The following is a 22,554-nucleotide window of genomic DNA, read 5'->3' as shown; positions in this document are numbered from 1 at the left end:
ATGCCGCCTACAAGCACATTTCCGCGATGCGGACGCCCTGCTCAGCCCTTGGCGCCCAGCCCCGCGTAGACGTTGATGTCCGCGTCCGTGACGTCGTCGATGTCGTGGTAGCGGACCTTCTCGATGTCGTCGAGACCGGCGAGGTACGACTCCTCCGGCCGCTCCGGCACGGGCGCCGCGTGGTCGGGCCGCCAGCGGTGCGCCGGGACGACCCCCGGGTCGGCGATCTCCAGGGCGTTCTCCGTGAAGAACCGCTCCACGTCCGCCCGGGACCGCAGCACGAAGGTGAACCCCCGCTCGGTGTAGGTCCGCTGGACCGCGCGGATGTTCTCGGGGTTGAGGTCCTCGGTGAGGTGACTGAGCACCAGCCGGCTGCCGACGGGCAGCGCGTCGAGCAGCTCGCGCACCAGCGGATACGCCTCCTCGTCCGCGACGAAGTGCAGGATGGCGACCAGGCACAGCGCGACCGGCCGGTCGAAGTCCAGGGTCTTGGCGGCCTGTTCCAGGATGTGGGCCGGATCCCGCAGGTCGGCGTCGATGTAGTCCGTGAGTCCTTCGGGCCCGCTCGTCAGCAGGGCCCGCGCGTGCGCGAGCACGACCGGGTCGTTGTCGACGTACACGACCCGCGCGTCGGGCGCGACGCGCTGCGCGATCTGGTGCACGTTCTCGGCGGTCGGCAGTCCCGTGCCGATGTCGAGGAACTGCCGGATGCCGTCCTGCTCCACCAGTGCGGTGACCGCGCGGCGCAGGAAGTCGCGGTTGTGCCGTACGTCGAGGTACCCGCGCGGGTTGGCGGCGAGCGCGGCGGCGGCCGCCTCCCGGTCGGCCGCGTAGTGGTCCTTGCCGCCGAGGAAGACGTCGTAGACCCGGGCCGGGTGCGCCTTGCTGCTGTCGATCCTCCCCTGCAGCTCGGCGGGATCCTGACTGAGGGCGTCACCGGTCATGGACGTCTCCCTGGGAAGAGTAGGTGGTTCAATCAACAACCACTCCGATGGTCAACAACCTAACGGTTCAGCCGATTTGATGGTGCCCATGGCGACCGCCCATCCGGTTCCGCCGAGTCAGTCGGTGGTCCCGGCCGGGACCCACGTGTCGCCGCCCAGCGGGAACTCGTACGCCGGGCGCCCGTTGTTCCCGCTAGTGCGGAAGGGCCTGCCCCGGTCGTCCACGGTGAGCGTGCCGCTCCGGCCGCCGCTGGACCAGCTCAGCTCCAGGTACCAGCTGACGTCGTACGCGGAGGCGTCGGCCCGGATGTAGTAGACCTCCGGGTCGGACTCGCTCACCGAGAACGGGAAGTCGTCGTGCCCCGCCTCCGGGACGACGGCGGGGCGCACGGCGTCGAGAGCGACCGTGAAGGAACGGGTCGGCACGTTGCCGCCGCAGCCGACGCCCGGATAGCCCATCGCGTAGTCGTTCCACGCGAGCGGCGCACGCTTGCCGGCCATCCGGACCGTCAGCCCGTCGACGACCACCGTCTCCTTCCCGGTGCCCTGCACGGTGAGCTTCAGAAACTGCTGCCCCGACGGCACGGCACCCATCGCCCCCACCCAGGCGGGCGCGTCCTGCTCCAGCGGCGGCGGCCCCACCCGCCCCGGCGGCCGTTTCACCAGGTAGCGCTGGGAACAGGGGCTCTCCCAGGCGTGCGGCTCGGTGCGCACGGTGAGGGGCGCGGGGCCGGCGGGGGCGGGGGCGTCACGCCCCGGTCGGTCGGCGCCGGTACCGCCGCCGGTGGCGGAGGCGGAGGCGGATGGGGTGGATTTCGCGGCGGCGGCGTCCTTCCCGTCGTCCTTCTTCCCGCCGCCGCCCGAGGAGGAACTGACCGAGGGCGACACGGACACGGCCGGGCCGCCGTCCGACTGCTGCCGATGCCCGTCCAAGACCGCCGTCGAGCCACGACGTCCGTCGTCCCCAGCGGAGGGCAGGGCCACGGCGAGCCCGACCCCACCCAGGACGACGGCGACGACGGCAGCGGCGAGCAGGGCGGGACGGGGACGGCGCAGTCGGCGCGGACCGCGGTCCACCGGCCCTGCCGACACCACGTCGCCCGACTCCTGCGAAGCACCCCCGCCCGGCTCCCCGGCAACGCTCTCGCCCGGCTCCTCCGCGATGCTCTGTTCCTCGACAACGCGCTCGGCAGGACGGTCCACGCTCTCGGCGGAAGCGGCGCCGGCCCCTTTACGCCCTCGTCCCGCATCCGCCAGCACCCACCGCCGGTGCAGCTCGACAAGCTCCTGCGGCGACGCCTTGCACAGCCGGGCGAGCCGCTCCACCGGCGCGTAGTCGGTGGGTACGGCATCCCCGTTGCAGTACCGGTGCAGCGTCGACGTACTCATGTGGAGCCGCTTGGCGAGCACCCCGTAGCTCAGCCCGGACCGCTCCTTCAACTCCCCCAGCAACGCGGCGAAGTCCGCCGCCGTGCCCTCCGACACCGTTCCTCCATCCCCCATGTCCCGTTCCCCCGTTCCAGGGGAAGGTCGTTTCCCCTGGTCAAGCCGGTGCGGGCGTTCCAGCGTCCCTGATCGTCCGCCGGCTGTGGCGGCCGGGACGGATCGCCGCACAAGCTCTGGTCATCCAAGCACGCCGCTCCCGGCAGACCGGTAGAGCGGCTCGCTCGGGCCTTCTTGCCAACGACCTTTGTCCGAAAGGGAACCCACTCATGCGCACGTACCACGCCCTGCCCGCCGCCCTCATCGCCGCCCTCGCCCTCACGGCGTGCCAGGACGGCACGGGCACACAGGACGAGGGCGCGGCCACACCGCAACTGACGGCGACCGCGACCACCGCGCCCACGAAGGCGGCCACCGACAAGGCGAGCACCACGGGAAGCCACACGGCCGCCGGCAAGGCCGCGAACGCGAAGACCGAGGACACGCACGCGAAGGGCACGAAGCCCGGCACGGCCGCCGCCGCCCCCGCCGCCCGCGTCTCCTGCAACGGCACCAACACCACCGTCACGGCCAAGCCGGTCCCCCGCCCCCTCAACCACATGCTGATCACGGTCAAGAACACTGGCTCGAAGACGTGCGACCTCACCTACTACCCCGTGCTGCGCTTCGACGAGATGCAGTGGGCCCCGCAGCCGATGGAGGAGTCCAAGCCGCAGGCGGTGACGACCCTGGCTCCCGGCGAGTCCGGCTACGCGGGCGTGCTGCTGTCGGCGGCCGACGGCAGCGGCGAGGGCGGCACCACGGGCCACAAGCTCACGGTCGCCTTCCAGGGCCGCACGCCGAACAGCAGCGGCGGCCCCTCGGCGATCCCGCGGCTGCCCGCCCAGGGCGTGTACTACGACAGCTCGCTCACCGTCACGTACTGGCTGCGGGACATGGACGAGGCCCTGTCCTACTGACCCTGTCCTACTGCTCCTTGAGCCGCTGGGCCACTTCGGTGGCCCAGTAGGTGAGGATGTTCCGGGCGCCCGCCCGCCGGATACCGGTCAGGCTCTCCATGATCGCGCGGTCCCGGTCGATCCAGCCCTTCTCGGCGGCGGCCTCGATCATCGAGTACTCGCCGGAGATCTGGTAGGCGGCGACCGGCACGTCCACGGCGTCCGCGACCCGGGCGAGGATGTCCAGGTAGGGCCCGGCGGGCTTGACCATGACCATGTCGGCGCCCTCCTCCACGTCGAGGGCGAGTTCCCGCAGGGCGTCGCGCACGTTCGCCGGATCCTGCTGGTAGGTCTTGCGGTCCCCCCGCAGGGACGAGCCGACGGCCTCCCGGAACGGCCCGTAGAACGCGGAGGCGTACTTCACGGTGTAGGCGAGGATGGCGACGTCCTCCCGCCCGATCTGGTCGAGGGCGTCACGGATGACGCCGACCTGCCCGTCCATCATCCCGCTGGGCCCGACCACATGGGCGCCGGCATCGGCCTGCACCTGGGCCATCTCGGCGTACCGCTCCAGGGTCGCGTCGTTGTCGACCCGCCCCTGGGCGTCCAGCACCCCGCAGTGCCCGTGATCGGTGGTCTCGTCGAGACACAGATCGGACATGACGAGCAGGTCGTCACCGACCTCGGCCCGCACGTCCCGGAGGGCGACCTGGAGAATCCCGTCCGGGTCGGTCCCCGCCGTCCCGAGGGCGTCCTTCTTCGACTCCTCCGGCACGCCGAACAGCATGATCCCGGAGATCCCCGCCGCGACGGCCTCGGCGGCGGCCTTCTTCAGACTGTCCCTGGTGTGCTGCACGACCCCCGGCATGGCCGCGATCGGCACCGGCTCGCTGACGCCCTCCCGCACAAAGGCCGGAAGGATGAGATCGGCGGGGTGCAACCGGGTCTCGGCGACCATCCGACGCATGACGGGAGTGCTCCGCAAACGCCGCGGCCGCGTACCGGGAAAAGATCCGTACGTCGTCATGCCACCTACGCTACGCCCGCCCCGAACCCCCCGATGCCGACGCGATGTCGGAGCCCCCCGGCCCCCGCATGCAAGCGGCACCCCCCAGGTCCATCCTGAAAACAACGGCAACAACAAGGACCCCGACGGCCGGCCGCCACCCCGCCGCCGCCGTCCCTCCGTACGCCCCCCCCACGGAGGACGCGATGCCCACCCGCCACGACACGCCCGACCTCTTCGCCCTCTCGGAAATCCACGGCCCGGTCCTGCGCCCCGGCGACCCCGCCTACGCCGACGAGGTCACCGGCTTCAACCTGGCCGCCCTCCACACCCCCGACGTGGTCGTCGCAGCGACCTCCCCGGACGACATCGTCACCGCCATGCGCTGGGCGAACGCCACCCACACCCCCGTCGCCGTCCAGGCCACCGGCCACGGCGCCAACTTCCCCATCGAGAAGGGCCTGTTGATCAACACGGCCCGCATGACCGACGTACGGATCGACCCCGCCGCCCGCACGGCCACCGTCGCCGCGGGAGCGAAGTGGAGCCACGTCATGGCCGCGGCCGCCCCGCACGGCCTGGCCGGCCTCAGCGGCACCTCCACGGACGCGGGCGTCATCGGCTACACCCTCGGCGGCGGACTCCCCGTCCTCGGCCGTGCCTACGGCTACGCCGCCGACCTGGTCCGCTCCTTCCAGGTCGTCACCCCGGACGGCCACCTGCGCGAAACGGACGCCCAGCACGAACCGGAACTGTTCTGGGCCCTGCGCGGCGGCAAGGGCACCGTGGGCGTCGTCACCTCGCTGGTCACCGAACTGCTCCCCCTCCCCCGGATCTACGGCGGCGGCATCTACTGCCGGGGCGAGCACACCGAGCCCCTGCTCCAGGCCTGGGCGGACTGGACCCGCACCGTCCCCGACCAGATGTGCAGCGCGTTCACGATCCTGCGCCTGCCGCCCATCCCCCAGATCCCGGAGCCCCTGCGCGGCGGCTTCTGGGCCCGCGTGGCGATCGCCTGGCCCGGCCTCCCGGCCGAGGGCGAGGCACTGGTCGCACCGCTGCGCGAGGCCGCCCCGGTAGCCGTCGACACGGTCGAGGTGATGGACCACGCGGCCCTGGACCGCATCCACCTGGAACCGCAGGACCCGCTCCCCGCGAGGGAGTCGTGCCTGCTCCTGCGCGACCTGCCCCCCGCCGCCCTCGGCACGTTCCTGGAGCAGGCCGGTCCCGCGGCCGGCGCCGACCACCCCCTGCTGATGGTCGAGATACGCCACATGGGCGGCGCGCTGTCCCGCCCGTCCGCCGTCGAGGACGCCGTGTGCTCCCGCGACGCCCTGTACTTCATCGACTCGTTCGGCGTCATGGCCGCGCCACCCGCCGCCGAGGCCATCGAGCAGGCGACGCAACAGCTCTACACGGCCATGGCCCCCTACGGCACGGGCCGCACCATGGTCAACATCCACGGCACCCCGGGCGGCGAACAGGACCGCGCCCGCGCCTGGACCCCGGAGGTCTACGCACGCCTACGCCAGGACAAGGCCGCCTACGACCCGTCCAACCTGCTCCGCTACGGCCACGCGGTGACCCCCGCGTAGCCGCAGCGCACACACTCGGCAGGCTTACGTCGTAGACCGCCGCCGCCGGGCCCCCGGCCGCCGCTCACTCGGCCGCGTCACCGGGTCCCCGGCCTCCACAGCGGCGGCTCTGCGCTTCGCGCCGAAGTCGGCCAGCGCTTCGGCCAGCTTGTGCACGGACGGTTCCGGAGCCATGACGTCCACCCGGAGCCCGTGCTCCTCGGCCGTCTTGGCGGTGGCGGGGCCGATACACGCGATCACGGTCACGTTGTGCGGCTTGCCGGCGATACCGACCAGGTTCCGCACGGTCGACGACGACGTGAACAGCACGGCGTCGAACCCGCCGCCCTTGATCGCCTCGCGCGTCTCCGCCGGCGGCGGCGAGGCCCGCACGGTCCGGTAGGCCGTGACGTCGTCGACCTCCCAGCCCAGCTCGATCAACCCGGCGACCAGCGTCTCCGTGGCGATGTCGGCCCGCGGCAGGAACACCCGGTCGATCGGGTCGAAGACCGGGTCGTAGGGCGGCCAGTCCTCCAGCAGCCCGGCGGCCGACTGCTCGCCGCTCGGCACCAGGTCCGGCTTCACACCGAAGGCGATCAGCGCCTTGGCGGTCTGCTCGCCCACGGCCGCGACCTTGATGCCCGCGAAGGCACGCGCGTCGAGCCCGTACTCCTCGAACTTCTCCCGCACGGCCTTGACCGCGTTCACCGAGGTGAAGGCGATCCACTCGTAGCGGCCCGTCACGAGCCCCTTGACCGCGCGCTCCATCTGCTGGGGCGTGCGCGGCGGCTCGACGGCGATGGTCGGCACCTCGTGCGGCACGGCCCCGTACGACCGCAGCTGGTCGGAGAGCGACGCCGCCTGCTCCTTGGTGCGCGGCACGAGCACCTTCCAGCCGAACAGCGGCTTGGACTCGAACCACGCGAGCTGGTCGCGCTGGGCGGCGGCGGAACGCTCACCGACCACGGCTATCACCGGCCGGCCGCCGTCGGGCGAGGGCAGCACCTTGGCCTGCTTCAGCGTCTGCGCGATCGTGCCGAGCGTGGCGGTCCAGGTGCGCTGCCGGGTGGTCGTACCGGCGACGGTGACCGTCATCGGGGTGTCCGGCTTGCGGCCCGCGGAGACGAGCTCGCCGGCCGCCGCCGCGACGGAGTCCAGCGTGGTGGACACCACGACCGTGCCGTCCGACGCCCCGACCTCCGTCCAGCACCGGTCCGACGCCGTGCGCGCGTCGACGAACCGCACGTCCGCGCCCTGCGCGTCCCGCAGCGGCACACCGGCGTACGCGGGCACACCGACGGCGCTCGCGATACCGGGGACGACCTCGAAGGGCACCCCGGCGGCGGCGCACGCCAGCATCTCCTCGGCGGCGTACGTGTCGAGTCCGGGGTCCCCGGACACCGCACGCACGACCCGCCTGCCGCCCCGCGCGGCCTCCATGACAAGATGTGCGGCATCCCGCACCGCGGGGGTGGCTGCGGTGGTTGACGTACCGTCAACAACCGTCAGCTGGGGCGCTCCTGTGCCCGGAGCCGGATCCTGGGAAGGATCCGAGTCGGTGTGCACTTCGGAGACGCCCTGCCTGGCGTGCTGACGTACGACGTCGAGCACGTCGTGCTCGGCGACGAGGACGTCCGCGTTCGCCAGCGCCTCGACGGCGCGCAGAGTCAGTAGTCCCGGATCTCCGGGTCCGGCACCCAGGAAGGTGACGTGCCCGTGTTCAGGACCGGCGGAAAGGGTGGTGGGGCTCAATGTGCTCGCTCCCCCATCAGACCGGCCGCGCCCTGGGCGAGCATCTCGGCCGCGAGTTCGCGACCGAGCGCCGTTGCCCGGTCGTGCGTCTGGGGCACGGGACCGGTGGTGGACAGCTGCACCATGCGCGTGCCGTCGGTCGTGCCGACGACGCCGCGCAGGCGCATTTCCTTGACAATCTGCCCGTCGGCCAGAAGGTCGGCCAGCGCGCCCACAGGGGCGCTGCAACCGGCCTCCAGGGCGGCGAGCAGTGACCGCTCGGCCGTCACGGCGATCCGTGTGAACGGGTCGTCGAGTTCGGCGAGCGCGGCGGCGAGGTCCGCGTTGCCCGCGGTGCACTCGATCGCCAGGGCCCCCTGGCCGGGGGCGGGCAAAACCGTGTCGACCGACAGGAAGTCGGTCACTTCGTCGCCCCGGCCGATCCGGTTGAGTCCGGCGGCGGCCAGTACGACCGCGTCGAGCTCACCGGAGCGTACGTATCCGATCCGGGTGTCGACGTTGCCGCGGATCGGGACGGTCGCTATGTCCAGGCCGTGGCTGCGCGCGTACGCGTTGAGCTGGGCCGTGCGGCGCGGCGAGCCGGTGCCGATGCGGGCCCCGCTCGGCAGGTCGGTGAACTTCAGCGCGTCCCGGGCGACGATCACGTCCCGCGGGTCCTCCCGCACGGGCACGGCGGCCACGACCAGCTCGTCGGGCTGCGTGGTCGGCAGGTCCTTCAGCGAGTGCACCGCGAAGTCGACCTCGCCCTTGAGCAGCGCGTCGCGCAGGGCGGTCACGAACACACCCGTGCCGCCGATCTGGGCGAGCTGCTCGCGCGAGACATCGCCGTACGTGGTGATCTCGACGAGTTCGACGGGCCGCCCGGTCACCCGGCTCACGGCCTCGGCCACCTGCCCGGACTGGGCCATGGCGAGCCTGCTGCGCCGGGTGCCGAGCCGTAGTGCCTTTTCGTTCATGCCGGCCCTCGGTCTTTCTCTGTGCTGTCCTCGGCCCGGGAGACGGCGGCAACCGCCTCAGGGTCGAGGTCGAACAGGGTCCGCAGCGCGTCGGCGTACCCGGCGCCGCCGGGCTCGGCCGCGAGTTGCTTGACCCGTACGGTCGGCGCGTGCAGCAGCTTGTCCACCACGCGCCGAACGGTCTGGGTGATCTCCGCGCGGTGCTTGTCGTCGAGGCCGGGCAGCCGTCCGTCCAGGCGGGCGATCTCGCTGGCCACGACATCGGCGGCCATGGTGCGCAGGGCGACCACGGTCGGCGTGATGTGCGCGGCCCGCAGTGCTGCCCCGAAGGCCGCGACCTCGTCGGAGACGATACGCCGGACCTGGTCCACATCGGCAGCCATCGGAGCGCCCGCGGATGCTTCCGCCAGCGACTCGATGTCCACCAGCCGCACCCCGGTCAGCCGGTGTGCGGCCGCGTCTATGTCCCGCGGCATCGCCAGGTCGAGCAGGAAGAGCACGGGCTCGGGCCGCGGCGGCTCGTCGGCCGGCTCGGGCCTGCGCCGCTCGGGGATGCGGCCGACGGCGGCCACGGTCGCGGCGAGCGCGGCGATGGTCTCGGCGTCCGGGGCGGGGTCGAGCGGGCCGGCCGTCCCCGGCCGGGCCGCGCGCTGGGCGCCGCCCGCCGTGCCGTTGTCCACCCACGCCGCGTGCTGTTCCAGGTCGGCGGCCGCCATACCGGCCACGGCCGCCTCGCCCAGCACCGAGAACCCGGCGGTGCCCTGCACCGCGGGCAGGTCCAGCGGGCAGCCGTCCTCGCCGCCGAGTCCGGTGGCCGGCGGGTTGCCACGCTCGGCGCCCATGGCCGCGGTCCCGCCCGGGGCGGGTGGCCCGTCGGCCACGTCCGCCGGCGCGGCCGTACGGCCCTCGACCGCGGCGGCGACCGACTCGGCCGTCAGGACCAGGCCGGTCGCGCCGGTGCAGGAGACGGCGACATCGGCACGTGTCAGCTCGAACGGCACCGACTCCATCGGGACCGCGCGGGCCAGCACGTCCGTGTCGTCGCCCTCGGCGAGGATCCGCGCGAGGCGCTCGGCGCGGTCGAAGGTGCGGTTGGCGACGACGACCTCGGCGACCCCGGCGCGCGCGAGCGTCGCCGCGGCCAGCGAGGACATCGACCCGGCGCCGATGACCAGGGCCCTCTTGCCCCGGGCCCAGGTCTGCACCTCGCCGCCCGCGGCCAGCTGCTCCAGGCCGAAGGTGACCAGGGACTGGCCGGCGCGGTCGATGCCGGTCTCGGAGTGGGCGCGCTTGCCGACCCTCAGAGCCTGCTGGAACAGGTCGTTCAGCAGCCGGCCCGCGGAGTTCAGCTCCTGGGCGCGGGCCAGGGAGTCCTTGATCTGGCCGAGGATCTGCCCCTCGCCGACGACCATCGAGTCCAGTCCGCAGGCCACCGAGAACAGATGGTGGACGGCCCGGTCCTCGTAGTGCACGTAGAGATAGGGAGTGAGCTCCTCGAGGCCCACCCCGCTGTGCTGGGCGAGCAGCGTGGACAGCTCGGCGACACCGGCGTGGAACTTGTCCACGTCGGCGTAGAGCTCGATGCGGTTGCAGGTGGCGAGCACCGCGGCCTCGCCGGCCGGTTCGGCGGCGACCGTGTCCTGGAGCAGTTTGACCTGCGCGTCCGCGCTGAGCGAGGCCCGCTCCAGCACGCTGACCGGGGCGCTGCGGTGGCTGAGTCCGACGACGAGGAGGCTCATGCCGGCATCACGGCGGGCATGTCCCCGTCGGGTCCCTGGTCGGGGGAGTCGCTGCGCGCGGCGGCGGCCGGGACACCGCCGTCGGAGGCGGCGGCCTCCTCGCCGGCCTTGCGCTGCTCGTGGAAGGCGAGGATCTGCAGCTCGATGGAGAGGTCGACCTTGCGCACGTCGACGCCGTCGGGGACGGACAGCACGGTCGGCGCGAAGTTCAGGATGGAGGTGACACCGGCGGCCACGAGCCGGTCGCAGACCTGCTGGGCGGCACCGGCGGGGGTGGCGATGACGCCGATGGACACGCCGTTGTCCTGGATGATCTTCTCCAGGTCGTCGGAGTGCTGCACGGCGATCCCGGCGACGGGCTTGCCCGCCATGGCCGGGTCGGCGTCGATCAGCGCGGCGACCCGGAAGCCGCGGGAGGCGAACCCGCCGTAGTTGGCGAGGGCGGCGCCGAGGTTGCCGATACCGACGATCACGACCGGCCAGTCCTGGGTCAGGCCCAGTTCGCGGGAGATCTGGTAGACGAGATACTCGACGTCGTAGCCGACTCCCCGGGTCCCGTAGGAGCCGAGGTAGGAGAAGTCCTTGCGCAGCTTCGCGGAGTTGACTCCCGCCGCGGCCGCGAGCTCCTCGGAGGAGACCGTGGGCACCGAACGCTCCGACAGCGCGGTCAGAGCGCGGAGGTACAGCGGAAGCCGGGCGACGGTGGCCTCGGGAATCCCTCGGCTGCGGGTCGCCGGTCGGTGAGTTCGGCCAGTTGCCACGGTGCTCCTGCGGGTAGAGCGGGGCTGTAGGCGGTCATACGTCCCTACATGACCGCCCCGTCGAAAGCAGGCTATGTCTTTGTGAACGCGTGCACAAAGATGGTGTCCGATTTGCCCGGCCAACGTGACCGGGGTCACGCGCCCCCGGCGCACTCGTGGGGAACCGGCGCATACCCGCCACCGTTCCTTCGCTTCTGGGGGCAAAACCGCACACTCTCCTCTGTGTATCCCGCCCCCGAGACCAGCCACCGTCGATCCTAAGCGACCTGGCGGGCCCTTTGGACTGCTCGGTCAGTTGCGGCACCGGGCGGGAAGGAGCGGGATCACTCGGTCAGCGCCTTGCGCAGACGGCCCTCGTTCACGCGCCAGAACGTGTGCTGCCTGCCGTCGACCAGCACGACCGGAATCTGTTCCCAGTACTGGTCGTGCAGTTCCCGATCCTCGGTGATGTCCTTCTGCTCCCAGGGGACTCCCAGATCACCGCACACCTTCTCCACAACGACCTGTGCGTCATCACACAGATGACAGCCGGGCTTGCGGATCAGGGTGACGAGCCGGTCCCGAGGGGGCCTGCGACGAAAGAGGGGACTCATGCCGGCCATTGTCGCGCGCCCCGGCCCGGGGGGAACCGGCGCCGGACGCGTTCTTCAACGACACGCTCGCCGAGAGTTCACACGCTCCGAACCTCTCGGCTCCGGAACCCCCGAACAAACTGGCTATGCTCACGCCATGGCCGCTCTCGGATGGCTCACTCCCCGTAGGCGCTCCGCCACGGCGCGGAGCGTTTTGGCAGGCGAGGCCTCGGCGGAGGCTGCCCGCAAGTCCTCACAGGAGGCCGCCGGCACGACCGAGGAACCGCAGTTCCCGGTCCACGGCGACGACCGGGCCGCCGCCTTCTTCGACCTGGACAACACCGTCATGCAGGGCGCCGCCCTCTTCCACTTCGGGCGGGGCCTGTACAAACGCAAGTTCTTCGAGACACGCGAACTCGCCCGTTTCGCCTGGCAGCAGGCCTGGTTCCGGCTGGCCGGGGTCGAGGACCCCGAGCACATGCAGGAGGCCCGCGACTCGGCCCTGTCCATCGTCAAGGGCCACCGCGTCGCCGAGCTCCAGTCGATCGGCGAGGAGATCTACGACGAGTACATGGCCGAGCGCATCTGGCCCGGCACCCGCGCCCTGGCCCAGGCCCATCTGGACGCGGGCCAGAAGGTCTGGCTCGTCACGGCGGCCCCCGTCGAGATCGCCCAGGTCATCGCCCGCCGCCTGGGCCTGACCGGCGCGCTGGGCACGGTCGCCGAGTCGGTCGACGGCGTCTACACGGGCAAGCTGGTCGGCGAACCGCTGCACGGCCCCGCGAAGGCCGAGGCGGTCCGGGCCCTGGCCGCGGCCGAGGGCCTGGACCTGAGCCGCTGCGCCGCCTACAGCGACTCGCACAACGACATCCCGATGCTGTCCCTGGTCGGCCACCCCTACGCCATCAACCCGGACTCCAAGCTGCGCAAGCACGCCCGCGACCTGGACTGGCGCCTGCGCGACTACCGCACCGGCCGCAAGGCGGCCAAGGTCGGCATCCCGGCCGCGGCCGGCGTGGGCGCGGTGGCCGGCGGCACGGCGGCCGCGATCGCCCTGCACCGCCGCCGCCGCTGACGACCGGTCAGGCCACCGGACGATCAATCCGGGACACCTTCGTTTACGGGATGACAAAGCCCGTAAATCCAACTGGCGTACCCCCACAACCTCGTGTCCAGCCCTCTTGGCTGGACACGGCCACAACACGCCCTGGACGCAGCCTCAATCCGAACCTTTCCGATCAACAACCGTTCACCCTCTCGCACTTGATGCGGCGTCAATCGGTTACCGAAGCGACGTAATCGATGATTTGAGCAACTCGGTGTAGCAGAGCCTGCACGAAGCGTTATTCTCCTCAGACGCAAACCGGTACCCCTCCGTCGCTACGACGGGTGAAAGGTCCCGCACTGCACGTGATGGAAGCTCTGCCTCTGGGAGTCCCGTGTACCCACACGTCGGGGTTGACGCCTCGGGCCTGGCTACGCTGCGCGCAACGGTCCTCGACCTGTTGCGCGGCTTCGTCCCCACCGCGTACGCCGGCCCCGCATTCGCCACCGCCGCGCCCCTCGGCCCGTGCTATGCACTGGCCGAGGGCAGCGCCGCGGTCGGCAGACGAGGGCGCCCGTCCGGCGCGGCCACCGCCCGACGGCCGGCGGCGGACAGCGACAGCGCCCGCATGATGGACCTCGTGGAGCGCGCCCAGGCCGGCGAGGCCGACGCCTTCGGCCGCCTCTACGACCAATACAGCGACACCGTCTACCGGTACATCTACTACCGGGTCGGAGGAAAGGCGACTGCCGAGGACCTCACCAGCGAGACCTTTCTGCGCGCCCTGCGCCGCATCGGCACGTTCACCTGGCAGGGCCGCGACTTCGGCGCCTGGCTGGTCACGATCGCCCGCAACCTCGTCGCGGACCACTTCAAGTCCAGCCGCTTCCGCCTCGAGGTCACCACCGGCGAGATGCTCGACGCCAACGAGGTCGAGCGCTCCCCCGAGGACTCCGTCCTGGAGTCCCTCTCCAACGCCGCCCTGCTCGACGCCGTGCGGCGGCTCAACCCCCAGCAGCAGGAGTGCGTGACACTCCGCTTCCTCCAGGGCCTCTCCGTCGCGGAGACCGCCCGTGTCATGGGCAAGAACGAGGGCGCCATCAAGACCCTCCAGTACCGGGCCGTCCGCACCCTCGCCCGGCTCCTCCCGGAAGACGCCCGCTGACCGGTCCGCACGCTCGACGACGGCCAACTCACGTTCCGTGAAAGTCCGTTGGCTTCGGCATCCGATCATCCGGCGTCCGTAACCCAAGTGCCGCGCCACTCGTTGTGCGGGATGCAGGCTCCCTGTGGTCACCCCCTGACCGGCTCCGATCACCCGATCGTGTGGTCGCGCTCAGGGTGTGCAACCCTCAGGACCCCCTGGGGAGTCGACCGTCATGACGAGAGGAGGTGCCGCCAGTGATCGCGAACGTATCGGCGCACCGGCGGGCGAACGCCTTCGCCCAGGCCCTTCAGGAGCAGTCCGAGCAGGGCACGGCGGCCGAGCAGTCCGAAGGATCGGCACCGGCCCCGGCCGCTGCGGAGCCGACCGAGGGGGCACGCCTGCTGGCGCTCGCCTCCGGTCTCGGCGCGCTGCCCAAGCCGGAGCTCGACCCGGAGGTCAAGGTCGTCCAGCGGGCCCAGCTGGTGGCCGCGTTCGAGGCCATGCTCCAGGAGGGCACCGCAGGAGGCGGGGCGACGGACGGCGCGGTCCCCGAGCAGCGCTCCCCACGGGCCCGTGGCGCCCACCGGGCGGGCCCACTGAAGAAGTTCCGGCCCCGTTCCCGCCTCGCCAAGGGCCTCACCGCGGGCGGGCTCAGCGTGGGCGTGGCCGCGAGCGCCCTGGGCGGAGTCGCCGCCGCCAGCTCCGACGCCCTGCCCGGCGACTCGCTCTACGGCCTCAAGCGCGGCATCGAGGACGTCAAACTCGGCCTCGCCGACAGTGTCGACGAGCGCGGCCGGGTCTATCTCGACCACGCCTCCACCCGGCTCAGCGAAGCCCGCCGCCTGATGGAGCGGGGCCGCAGCGGCCCGCTGGACCACGAATCCCTGGGCGAGATCCGCCACGCCCTGTCCGGCGTGCGGCACGACGCGTCGGAAGGCCACCGGCTGCTGAGCGAGGCGTACGAGCACGACCCGGACTCCCTGGGCCCCATCCAGGCCCTGTCCGCGTTCTCCCGCTCCCACCGCGAGGCCTGGGGCGAACTGCGCGACAAGCTCCCCGTCCAGCTCGGGGACGTCAGCGACCAGGTGTCGTCGGTGTTCGACGCCATAGACGAGGACGTCGCCCCGCTGCGTTCCCTGCTCCCCGAGCCCCCCTCCCAGGGCGGCGGCGAGGACAGCCGGCGGGGCGCCTCCGAGTCGGCCTCCAGCGGCTCCTCGGCCACCGACCGGTCGGCCCGGCCCAGTGACAGCGGCCGCGGCCACTCCGACAAGGGCAGCACCGGCAGCGGCAGCCCCAGCCACTCGGCCGGCAGCGACAGCGACGGCCTGCTCGGCGGCAACACCGGCGGCCTGCTCGACCCGCCCCACCAGGACAGCGACACGAGCACCTCGCCGTCGGCGGAAGGCAGCACGCCCGTCCCCGAGCCGGACGTGACGCTCCCGCCGCTCCTGCCCGATGTCCTGCCCGGGCTGGGCATCGACAGCGAGGACGCCGACTAGCCGGCGGTTCGACAGTGGGGGCGCCCCTCGGAAGGGGCGCCCCCATCGTCGTATGCGCTGTTGTCAGAAGAAGACCGACCGGCGCTGCACCAGCAGTTTGTACAGCGTGTGCTGGATCTGCTCCCTGACCTGGTCGGTCAGGTTGAACATCAGCATCGGGTCCTCGGCGGCCTCCGGCGGATAGCCGTCCGTGGGGATCGGCTCGCCGAACTGGATCGTCCACTTGGTCGGCAGCGGCACCGCCCCGAGCGGCCCGAGCCACGGGAACGTCGGCGTGATCGGGAAGTACGGAAAGCCCAGCAGCCGCGCGACCGTCTTGGCGTTGCCGATCATCGGGTAGATCTCCTCGGCCCCGACGATCGAGCAGGGAATGATCGGCGTCCCGGCGCGCAGGGCGGTCGAGACGAAGCCGCCGCGGCCGAAGCGCTGGAGCTTGTAGCGGTCCGCGAAGGGCTTGCCGAGACCTTTGAAGCCCTCCGGCATCACCCCGACCAGCTCGCCCTGCTCCAGCAGCCGGGACGCGTCCTCGGCGCAGGCCAGGGTGTGACCGAGCTTGCGGGCCAGCTCGTTGACCACCGGCAGCATGAACACCAGGTCGGCGGCGAGCAGCCGCAGATGCCGGCCCGCCGGGTGGTTGTCGTGCACGGCGACCTGCATCATCAGGCCGTCCATCGGCAGCGTCCCGGAGTGGTTGGCGACGATCAGGGCGCCGCCCTCGGACGGGATGTTCTCGATGCCCTTCACCTCGACCCGGAAGTACTTCTCGTACAGCGGGCGCAGCAGGGACATCAGGACCTGGTCGGTCAGTTCCTCGTCGTAGCCGAAGTCGTCGACCTCGTAGTCCCCGGTGAGGCGGCGGCGCAGGAAGGCCAGGCCGCCCGCGATACGCCGCTCCAGGCCGCTCTCACCGCCCTGGGACTCCTGCGGCGGTTGTTCCTCAGATGTCACAGGAACATCATCCTGCGCAGCGGCCCTGGTGGGCAGGGGCTGCACCTCACGGACCGGCACGGATTCCGTGCCCGGGCGACGGTTCCCCGCACTCCGGCGCCGCTGCGGACGCTGCACGGCGCCCCCGCGGGACCGGTCGTCGTCGAACGGAATGACCTTGGCATCCGCCATCGTTGATGCGCTCCTCAGTTGGCGCTCTGCGTCGGGGGGTGGCCGCCGCCCGCGAGGGGCAGTGCGGCGATCCGGTCGACGGCCCCCGCAAGGGCCTCCGGCGGAAGAAGTCCGGGACCTTGGCTGCGTGCGAAGTCCGCGAACGTCTCCGCGGTCGTGTACTTGGGCTGGAATCCCAGCGTCTCGCGCATCTGGCCCGTGGCCACGACCCGGCCGTGGGTGAGCAGCCTGATCTGCTCGGGCGAGAAGTCCGTCATGCCCAGCGTACGCACCAGGGAGCCCGCCCAGGTGACGGCGGGGAGCAGCAGGGGCACGGTGGGGCGCCCGAGGCGCCGGGAGCACTGCGAGAGCAGCAGCACACCGTCACCGGCGATGTTGAAGGTGCCGCTGTTGAGCGTGCCCCGCCGCGGCTCGTGCGAGGCGATGCGCAGCACCTCGATCACGTCGTCCTCGTGCACGAACTGAAGCCGCGGGTCGTAGCCGAACACGGTCGGCAGGACCGGCAGCGCGAAGTACGAGGCGAGCGGCGTGTCGGCGGTGGGGCCGAGGATGTTGGCGAACCGCAGCACGCACACGGCCACGTCGGGCCGGCGGCGCGCGAAGCCGCGGACATAGCCCTCGACCTCCACCGTGTCCTTGGCGAAGCCGCCGCTGGGCAGGGACTTGGGTGGGGTCGTCTCGGTGAAGACGCCCGGGTCGCGGGGCGCGGAGCCGTAGACGTTCGTGCTGGACTTCACCACCAGCCGCCGCACGTTCGGGGACTTCTGGCAGGCACCGAGCAGCTGCATGGTGCCGATGACGTTGGTCTCCTTCAGGGAGGCCCGGTTGCCGCTGCCCAGCGGCGTGCCCGTCACGTCCAGGTGGACGACCGTGTCGGCGCCCGTCTCCGCGAGCACCCGCGCGATTCCGGGCTGCCGGATGTCGGCCTGGACGAAGTCCGCGCCGCCCAGATGGTGCTCGGGCGGCACCGCGTCCACGGCGACGACCCGGTCCACCTCGGGGTCACGCTGGATCCGCCGGACGAACCGGCCACCCAGCTGGCGGGCCACACCGGTCACGAGCACGACCTTGCCCAAGATCAGCGCCTTCCTTCCAGAAACCTCTTGCCCCGCCGCGTTCCCCCCTGGGGCCAACTTAGCGGGTCGGTGTTGCGCTGTGATGACCGCCCGATGCGCGAAGTGACCACAAGCAGCCGGACGCAGGAGCCGGAACACATGTGGCCCCCCACCAGTGGGTGGGGGGCCACAGCAACGCTCTCGCGGCGTCCGCGTCGCGAACTTACTTCTTGTTGCGACGCTGGACGCGCGTGCGCTTGAGCAGCTTGCGGTGCTTCTTCTTGGCCATCCGCTTGCGCCGCTTCTTGATAACAGAGCCCACGACTACCCTCGCTCACTTCTCATCACTCGGTTGTTTGGGCGCCATGGGCCCACACGACCTACGAGGGGCTAGCCTACCCGCCCGAGCGCTGAGGTCGTAATCGAGGAGGCCAGGGTGATCCCGAGTGCCCTGTGAGGGATCACCCCGCCCCAGTCGTCAGGCGGTTTCCACCCCCACGTAGCTCTCGCGGAGGTACTCGTGAACCGCTTGCTCCGGGACGCGGAAGGACCGCCCCACACGGATAGCGGGCAGATGACCGCTGTGCACCAACCGGTACACGGTCATCTTCGACACTCGCATCACCGAGGCGACTTCCGCCACGGTAAGGAACTGAACCTCGTTCAGAGGCCTCTCGCCAGCTGCAGCCATGACACACCTGAACCTTCCGCACTCGACGGCCACCGGCTTCCCCTTCCGGTGACTCTTCGTCGCTGCGTGCTCACTCCCCAATGTAGGGGCGGGTGATGCGAGTGGGGAAGAGGTGCACCCATCGGCGGCCTACTGTGACAGACACGCCCGATTGAGTACGTAGCGGGTAAGCGGCAGGTAGTAATCAGACCGCACGCCGTCATCAAGTGGAACGACGACGGAGACGCACCCCTCCGCCTCACCCACGAACGGGGCGGGGTCGTCCGTATCGGCCGCCCCGATGGCCTCGAACCCCAGCTGACCTGCCCCGCAGACCCACCCGTGGTCCCCGATGACCAGCTCCGGGAGGGGCCCGCCGGCCTGCGCGGCAGCGGCCAACACGGTACGAACCGGGAGAGGTGAGTGCGTATGTGCGCCGGGCTCACAACCGGGGCGTTCCACGCCGGATCCCCGCACCAGCGCGACTCCTCGTACGTAGTCGAGGTTGTACGTACGTAGGCCGAACCGGGTCGTTATGTCGACACAGTGACCCTGCGCCGGGGTGAGGACGGCACACCCCGCCGCCGACAGCGCGTCTGCCAGAGCGGCGTAGAAACCGAGCAGCCGGTGGGGGTGCCCGGTGCCGAGGAGCACCGGTGCCCTCCGCCGGGCGGCCTCGGCGAGGCGCTCCGCGAACGTGTCCAGCGCGGCCAGGGTACGCCCCGGATCGATCACATCCTGGCCGGAAGTCCGCCGGGAATCGGCCGAAACCCCACACCGGTCCGCCATCAGCTCGATCACGTCCCGCTGACTCCAGGCCCCTTCGGGATCGAGCCCGATCAGCACGCGGGGGTCCCGGGCGGCGAACAGCCGGTAGCTCCGCAGGCTCTCCTCACGAGGTGTGGCCACGGTCCCGGCGAGACGGGCGCCCACCAGGTGCGCACGAAGGGCTTGAGGGGTCAGCACATGGAGATCGTGCGCGACCAGGGCCCCACCTGTCCCGGGAACCGGCGAACGCCGCACAGTCAGCCTATCGGCACCCGCTGCCCACCAGGCCCCCGGTCAGGCCAGCAGCCCCCGCAGCGGGAACACCGCACGCCGGGCCGCCAGCACCGCCTGGTCCAGCCGGTCCGCGGGGTCGTAGCCCTCCTCCCAGCCGGCGAAGGCCACGGGCCAGCGCCCGTCCGTCATCCGCGCCGGGGCCAACTGCCGCGTCCGCGCGAACACTTCCTGCCGCCAGCCCTCGGGAATCACCGCTTCGGGCGCCACCGCCCGGCCGGCCGCGATCCCCACCAGATGCGTCCACGACCGCGGCACGACGTCCACCACGGCATAGCCGCCCCCGCCCAACGCCACCCACCGCCCGTCGGCGTACTCGTGCGCCAGGTCGTGACAGGCCACCTGCACCGCCCGCTGCGCGTCCAGCGACACCGCCAGGTGCGCCAGCGGGTCCTCGAAGTGCGTGTCGGCCCCGTGCTGCGTCACCAGCACCTGCGGCCGGAAGTCCGCGATCAGCTCCGGCACGACCGCGTGGAACGCCCGCAACCAGCCGGCGTCCCCCGTCCCGGCGGGCAGCGCCACATTCACCGCCGACCCCTCCGCACTGTCGGCGCCGGTCTCCTCCGGCCACCCGGTCTGCGGGAACAGCGTCCGGGGATGCTCGTGCAGCGAGATCGTCAGCACCCGCGGGTCCTCCCAGAACGCCGCCTGCACCCCGTCCCCGTGATGCACGTCCACGTCGACGTACGCCACCCGCTCCGCCCCCAGCTCCAGCAGCCGGGCGATGGCGAGCGAGGCGTCGTTGTAGATGCAGAACCCGGACGCACCGCCGGGCATCGCGTGGTGCAGCCCGCCCGCGAAGTTCACCGCGTGCGGCGCCTCACCGCGCCACACCGCCTCCGCGGCCGCCACCGACTGTCCCGCGATCAGCGCCGACACCTCGTGCATCCCGGCGAACGCCGGATCGTCCATCGTCCCCAGCCCGTACGACTGGTCCGCCGCCCCCGGATCCGCCGACGCGGCCTTCACGGCCTCGATGTAGTCCTCCCGGTGGACGAGCCGCAACGTCGACTCCCCGGCCGCCTTGGCGGCGACCACGTCCACCTCCCGGTCCAGCCCGAAGGCGTCGACCAGCCTCCGGGTCAGGGCGAGCCGGACCGGGTCCATCGGATGCCCCGGACCGAAGTCATAGCCCGTTACTGCCTCGTCCCACATCAGCTGTGCGCGGCCGCTCATGCCCGCCACCGTATCGGTCCGGTTGAGCAGCGAACGACCGGGCGTACACGAGCGTCACCAGCACCAACACCATCGGCACAAGCATGGCCCCGCGGTAGCTCCACACGTCCCCGAGCGCACCGACCAACGGCGAACCGATCAAAAACCCCACATAGTTGAAGACATTCAACCGCGCGACGGCAGCATCCGAAGCCCCCGGGAACAACCGGCCTGCCGCCGCGAACGTCTGCGGCACCAGCACACACAACCCCAGCCCCAGCAGCGTGAACCCCAGCATCCCCACCCAGGCCCCCGGCGCCCCCGCCACCACGGCGAACCCACCCGCCGCCACCAGCGCCCCGACCCGCACGACGGCGACGGCCCCGAACCGCCGCACCCCGAGATCCCCGATCGCCCGCCCCAGCAGCGTGGTCACCATGTACACGTTGTACGGCACCGTCGCCATCTGCTCGGAGCTCCCCAGCACGTCCTGGAGGTACTTCGCACTCCAGTTGGAGACCGTGGAGTCCCCGATGTACGCAACGGTCATCACCAGACACAACGGCAGCAGCAACTTGAAGACGACGACCGGCCCCTCGCCCGCCGCCTTCTCGCCCGCCGCCGGCGCCGCATCCCCGTCGTCGACGTACCACCGGCTCCCCACCAGCACAGCCGGCAGCAGCACCGCCACGACCGGCAGGTACGACACCCACAACGCCAGATCCCAGTGCGCCCCGGCCCACGCCAGCGAGGCCCCCACGATCCCGCCCAGGCTGAAGGCCGCGTGGAAACTGAGCATGATGCTGCGCCCGTAGGCCCGCTGAAGGCTCACCCCGAGCATGTTCATCGACGCGTCCAGCACTCCGACGGCGAGTCCGAACGCCGCGAGCGCGACGCCCAGTTCCACCAGCCGCTCCCCGGCCCCGATCCCGAGCAGCGCCAACAGCACCACGGGCTGGGACCACCGCAGCAGCCGGCTCGGCCGCACCCGCTTCACCAGCCGCTCGGTGCTCACGCTCCCGACCCCGGCGAGGACCGGCACAGCGGCCAGGAAAGCGGGCAGCAGCGCGTCGGACACCCCGTACCGGTTCTGGATGGCCGGAATCCGCGTCACGAGCAGCGCGAAGGCGACCCCCTGCACCAAGAAGCCGAACGCCAACGAGGCCCTGCCGCGCCGCAGCACATCAGTCATGGCCGCGAGCGTAGGGCCCAGACTTACTCATGGGTAGATCCAGCCAAAGATGAATTCACCTCAGCTTCTACGTCCTGACGTCAGCAGCTCGGTCAGCTCCTTCATGTCGGAGAAGAGCCGCCCGGCCCCGGCCAGCCTCTCCGCCGGCGTCATGGCGGTGAACCCGTACACGTCCATCCCCGCCGCGATCGCCGCCCGCACCCCCAGCGGACTGTCCTCGACGACGACACACCGCTCCGGCGCGACCCCCATCCGCTCGGCCGCGTACAGGAAGAGATCGGGAGCCGGCTTCCCCCTCCCCACATCCTCCGAGCTGAAGATCCGCTCCTCGTCGAACCACCGGTCGAGCCCGGTGGTCCGGTGTCCCACCCGGATCCGCTCATGACTCCCGGACGACGCCACGCAGTACGGCACGGAGTCGGCGGCCAGCTTCCGCAGGACCTCCTCGACGCCGGCCACCGGCTTCAACTCCCGCTCGAAGGCCGCGAAGACCCGAGCGTGGAACACATCGTCGAAGTCCACGGGCAGCCGCTGCCCGGTCTGCTCCACCACCAGGTCGTGTACGCGGTGCATGGCGGAGCCCATGTAGTGCCGGATGGAGTCCTCGTACGACGTCGGGTGCCCCAGCTCGGTGAGATAGGCGGCCAGAAGCCGGTTGGAGATGGGCTCACTGTCCACGAGGACACCGTCATTGTCGAAGATCACGAGGTCATAGCGCATGACTCGACCCTAAGAGCTCGTAACGCGATTGGGGCGGCGGCACGGGCACAGCGGCGCACATCATCCCGGCCACGATCAGGGAATTCTGGCGGTACCCGGCGGACGCCTGACACACGCAGAAAGCCCCCGCATCCGAAGATGCGGGGGCTTTCCCAAGAATTGTTCGGCGGCGTCCTACTCTCCCACAGGGTCCCCCCTGCAGTACCAT

Annotated in this window: 21 protein-coding genes; 5 read left to right on the top strand and 16 right to left on the bottom strand. The window is 71.5% G+C overall.

Annotated features, from left to right (window positions below):
- Positions 1-41 precede the first annotated feature (41 nt).
- Together ACFZDA_RS41120 and ACFZDA_RS41115 are read right to left on the bottom strand one after the other, a co-directional pair.
- Positions 42-944: an SAM-dependent methyltransferase gene (locus ACFZDA_RS41120; protein WP_391091604.1), complete on the bottom strand. Its 903-nt coding sequence runs from the start codon at positions 942-944 to the stop codon at positions 42-44.
- A 117-nt stretch (positions 945-1,061) separates the two neighbouring features.
- Positions 1,062-2,429, bottom strand: coding sequence for a helix-turn-helix domain-containing protein (locus tag ACFZDA_RS41115; RefSeq protein ID WP_391091671.1), 1,368 nt, complete (start codon positions 2,427-2,429; stop codon positions 1,062-1,064).
- A gap of 227 nt (positions 2,430-2,656) precedes the next feature.
- On the opposite strand from ACFZDA_RS41115, the gene ACFZDA_RS41110 reads away from it, so the two are divergent.
- Complete coding sequence (locus tag ACFZDA_RS41110) at positions 2,657-3,346, top strand: DUF4232 domain-containing protein (protein WP_391091602.1); 690 nt, start codon at positions 2,657-2,659, stop codon at positions 3,344-3,346.
- Positions 3,347-3,353: 7 nt separating this feature from the next.
- Here ACFZDA_RS41110 and hemB read toward each other — a convergent pair whose 3' ends face one another.
- Complete coding sequence (gene hemB / locus ACFZDA_RS41105; RefSeq protein ID WP_391091600.1) at positions 3,354-4,352, bottom strand: porphobilinogen synthase; 999 nt, start codon at positions 4,350-4,352, stop codon at positions 3,354-3,356.
- A 185-nt stretch (positions 4,353-4,537) separates the two neighbouring features.
- Between hemB and ACFZDA_RS41100 the strand changes: the two genes are divergently transcribed.
- On the top strand, positions 4,538-5,926 hold the full coding sequence (locus ACFZDA_RS41100) for an FAD-binding protein (RefSeq protein WP_391091599.1): 1,389 nt from the start codon (positions 4,538-4,540) through the stop codon (positions 5,924-5,926).
- Positions 5,927-5,950: 24 nt separating this feature from the next.
- Here ACFZDA_RS41100 and ACFZDA_RS41095 read toward each other — a convergent pair whose 3' ends face one another.
- From ACFZDA_RS41095 to ACFZDA_RS41075, 5 genes are all read right to left on the bottom strand, one after another.
- Positions 5,951-7,657, bottom strand: a complete 1,707-nt coding sequence (locus ACFZDA_RS41095) for a uroporphyrinogen-III synthase (RefSeq protein ID WP_391091597.1) — start codon at positions 7,655-7,657, stop codon at positions 5,951-5,953.
- Positions 7,654-8,613 (bottom strand): hydroxymethylbilane synthase, encoded by a 960-nt coding sequence (hemC, locus tag ACFZDA_RS41090; RefSeq protein ID WP_391091595.1) that lies wholly within the window; start codon positions 8,611-8,613, stop codon positions 7,654-7,656. Before hemC ends, ACFZDA_RS41095 begins: the two co-directional genes overlap by 4 nt.
- A complete protein-coding gene (locus tag ACFZDA_RS41085; protein ID WP_391091592.1) occupies positions 8,610-10,352 on the bottom strand; it encodes a glutamyl-tRNA reductase in 1,743 nt (580 codons plus the stop codon). Before ACFZDA_RS41085 ends, hemC begins: the two co-directional genes overlap by 4 nt.
- Positions 10,349-11,113, bottom strand: coding sequence for a redox-sensing transcriptional repressor Rex (locus ACFZDA_RS41080; RefSeq protein ID WP_391091590.1), 765 nt, complete (start codon positions 11,111-11,113; stop codon positions 10,349-10,351). Before ACFZDA_RS41080 ends, ACFZDA_RS41085 begins: the two co-directional genes overlap by 4 nt.
- Positions 11,114-11,436: 323 nt before the next feature.
- Positions 11,437-11,715: a glutaredoxin family protein gene (locus ACFZDA_RS41075; RefSeq protein ID WP_391091589.1), complete on the bottom strand. Its 279-nt coding sequence runs from the start codon at positions 11,713-11,715 to the stop codon at positions 11,437-11,439.
- A 127-nt stretch (positions 11,716-11,842) separates the two neighbouring features.
- Here ACFZDA_RS41075 and ACFZDA_RS41070 point away from each other — a divergent pair, with 127 nt between their 5' ends.
- The 3 genes from ACFZDA_RS41070 (at position 11,843) to ACFZDA_RS41060 (ending at position 15,376) form a co-directional block, all read left to right on the top strand.
- Positions 11,843-12,760 (top strand): HAD family phosphatase, encoded by a 918-nt coding sequence (locus ACFZDA_RS41070; RefSeq protein WP_082320012.1) that lies wholly within the window; start codon positions 11,843-11,845, stop codon positions 12,758-12,760.
- A gap of 364 nt (positions 12,761-13,124) precedes the next feature.
- The gene (locus ACFZDA_RS41065) at positions 13,125-13,895 is read left to right on the top strand and encodes an ECF subfamily RNA polymerase sigma factor, BldN family (RefSeq protein WP_391091586.1); all 771 of its coding nucleotides are present in this window, start codon (positions 13,125-13,127) and stop codon (positions 13,893-13,895) included.
- A 236-nt stretch (positions 13,896-14,131) separates the two neighbouring features.
- Positions 14,132-15,376 (top strand): DUF5667 domain-containing protein, encoded by a 1,245-nt coding sequence (locus ACFZDA_RS41060; RefSeq protein WP_391091584.1) that lies wholly within the window; start codon positions 14,132-14,134, stop codon positions 15,374-15,376.
- 63 nt (positions 15,377-15,439) lie between these two features.
- On the opposite strand, the gene ACFZDA_RS41055 is transcribed toward ACFZDA_RS41060, so the two are convergent.
- The 8 genes from ACFZDA_RS41055 to ACFZDA_RS41020 form a co-directional block, all read right to left on the bottom strand.
- Entirely contained in the window at positions 15,440-16,495 is a 1,056-nt protein-coding gene (locus ACFZDA_RS41055; RefSeq protein ID WP_391091582.1) for a 1-acyl-sn-glycerol-3-phosphate acyltransferase, read from the bottom strand.
- Between the two features lie 14 nt (positions 16,496-16,509).
- Positions 16,510-17,571 carry an NAD-dependent epimerase/dehydratase family protein gene (locus ACFZDA_RS41050; protein ID WP_391091580.1) on the bottom strand — a complete coding sequence of 354 codons (1,062 nt, stop codon included), beginning with the start codon at positions 17,569-17,571 and terminating at the stop codon, positions 16,510-16,512.
- A gap of 202 nt (positions 17,572-17,773) precedes the next feature.
- Positions 17,774-17,872: a 30S ribosomal protein bS22 gene (locus ACFZDA_RS41045; RefSeq protein WP_003948845.1), complete on the bottom strand. Its 99-nt coding sequence runs from the start codon at positions 17,870-17,872 to the stop codon at positions 17,774-17,776.
- A 156-nt stretch (positions 17,873-18,028) separates the two neighbouring features.
- Positions 18,029-18,241, bottom strand: coding sequence for a helix-turn-helix domain-containing protein (locus ACFZDA_RS41040; RefSeq protein ID WP_004984898.1), 213 nt, complete (start codon positions 18,239-18,241; stop codon positions 18,029-18,031).
- Between the two features lie 129 nt (positions 18,242-18,370).
- Complete coding sequence (locus ACFZDA_RS41035) at positions 18,371-19,186, bottom strand: phosphatase (RefSeq protein WP_391091579.1); 816 nt, start codon at positions 19,184-19,186, stop codon at positions 18,371-18,373.
- Between the two features lie 96 nt (positions 19,187-19,282).
- Positions 19,283-20,455, bottom strand: coding sequence for an acetoin utilization protein AcuC (locus ACFZDA_RS41030; RefSeq protein ID WP_391091577.1), 1,173 nt, complete (start codon positions 20,453-20,455; stop codon positions 19,283-19,285).
- Positions 20,406-21,626 (bottom strand): MFS transporter, encoded by a 1,221-nt coding sequence (locus tag ACFZDA_RS41025; protein WP_391091576.1) that lies wholly within the window; start codon positions 21,624-21,626, stop codon positions 20,406-20,408. Before ACFZDA_RS41025 ends, ACFZDA_RS41030 begins: the two co-directional genes overlap by 50 nt.
- Positions 21,627-21,686: 60 nt before the next feature.
- Positions 21,687-22,346: an HAD-IA family hydrolase gene (locus tag ACFZDA_RS41020; RefSeq protein ID WP_391091574.1), complete on the bottom strand. Its 660-nt coding sequence runs from the start codon at positions 22,344-22,346 to the stop codon at positions 21,687-21,689.
- Positions 22,347-22,554 lie beyond the last annotated feature (208 nt).

Source organism: Streptomyces sp. NPDC007991, from assembly GCF_042958445.1.
Taxonomy (GTDB): Bacteria; Actinomycetota; Actinomycetes; order Streptomycetales; family Streptomycetaceae; genus Streptomyces.
This window is presented reverse-complemented; position numbering and strand designations above follow the sequence as displayed.

Bases quoted from the DNA above. Each gene is read 5' to 3' on its own strand.
- ACFZDA_RS41120 (WP_391091604.1), bottom strand. From the start codon at position 944: ATGACCGGTGACGCCCTCAGTCAGGATCCCGCCGAGCTGCAGGGGAGG.
- ACFZDA_RS41110 (WP_391091602.1), top strand. From the start codon at position 2,657: ATGCGCACGTACCACGCCCTGCCCGCCGCCCTCATCGCCGCCCTCGCC.
- hemB (WP_391091600.1), bottom strand. From the start codon at position 4,352: ATGACGACGTACGGATCTTTTCCCGGTACGCGGCCGCGGCGTTTGCGG.
- ACFZDA_RS41100 (WP_391091599.1), top strand. From the start codon at position 4,538: ATGCCCACCCGCCACGACACGCCCGACCTCTTCGCCCTCTCGGAAATC.
- hemC (WP_391091595.1), bottom strand. From the start codon at position 8,613: ATGAACGAAAAGGCACTACGGCTCGGCACCCGGCGCAGCAGGCTCGCC.
- ACFZDA_RS41085 (WP_391091592.1), bottom strand. From the start codon at position 10,352: ATGAGCCTCCTCGTCGTCGGACTCAGCCACCGCAGCGCCCCGGTCAGC.
- ACFZDA_RS41075 (WP_391091589.1), bottom strand. From the start codon at position 11,715: ATGGCCGGCATGAGTCCCCTCTTTCGTCGCAGGCCCCCTCGGGACCGG.
- ACFZDA_RS41070 (WP_082320012.1), top strand. From the start codon at position 11,843: ATGGCCGCTCTCGGATGGCTCACTCCCCGTAGGCGCTCCGCCACGGCG.
- ACFZDA_RS41055 (WP_391091582.1), bottom strand. From the start codon at position 16,495: ATGGCGGATGCCAAGGTCATTCCGTTCGACGACGACCGGTCCCGCGGG.
- ACFZDA_RS41040 (WP_004984898.1), bottom strand. From the start codon at position 18,241: ATGGCTGCAGCTGGCGAGAGGCCTCTGAACGAGGTTCAGTTCCTTACC.
- ACFZDA_RS41030 (WP_391091577.1), bottom strand. From the start codon at position 20,455: ATGAGCGGCCGCGCACAGCTGATGTGGGACGAGGCAGTAACGGGCTAT.
- ACFZDA_RS41025 (WP_391091576.1), bottom strand. From the start codon at position 21,626: ATGACTGATGTGCTGCGGCGCGGCAGGGCCTCGTTGGCGTTCGGCTTC.
- ACFZDA_RS41020 (WP_391091574.1), bottom strand. From the start codon at position 22,346: ATGCGCTATGACCTCGTGATCTTCGACAATGACGGTGTCCTCGTGGAC.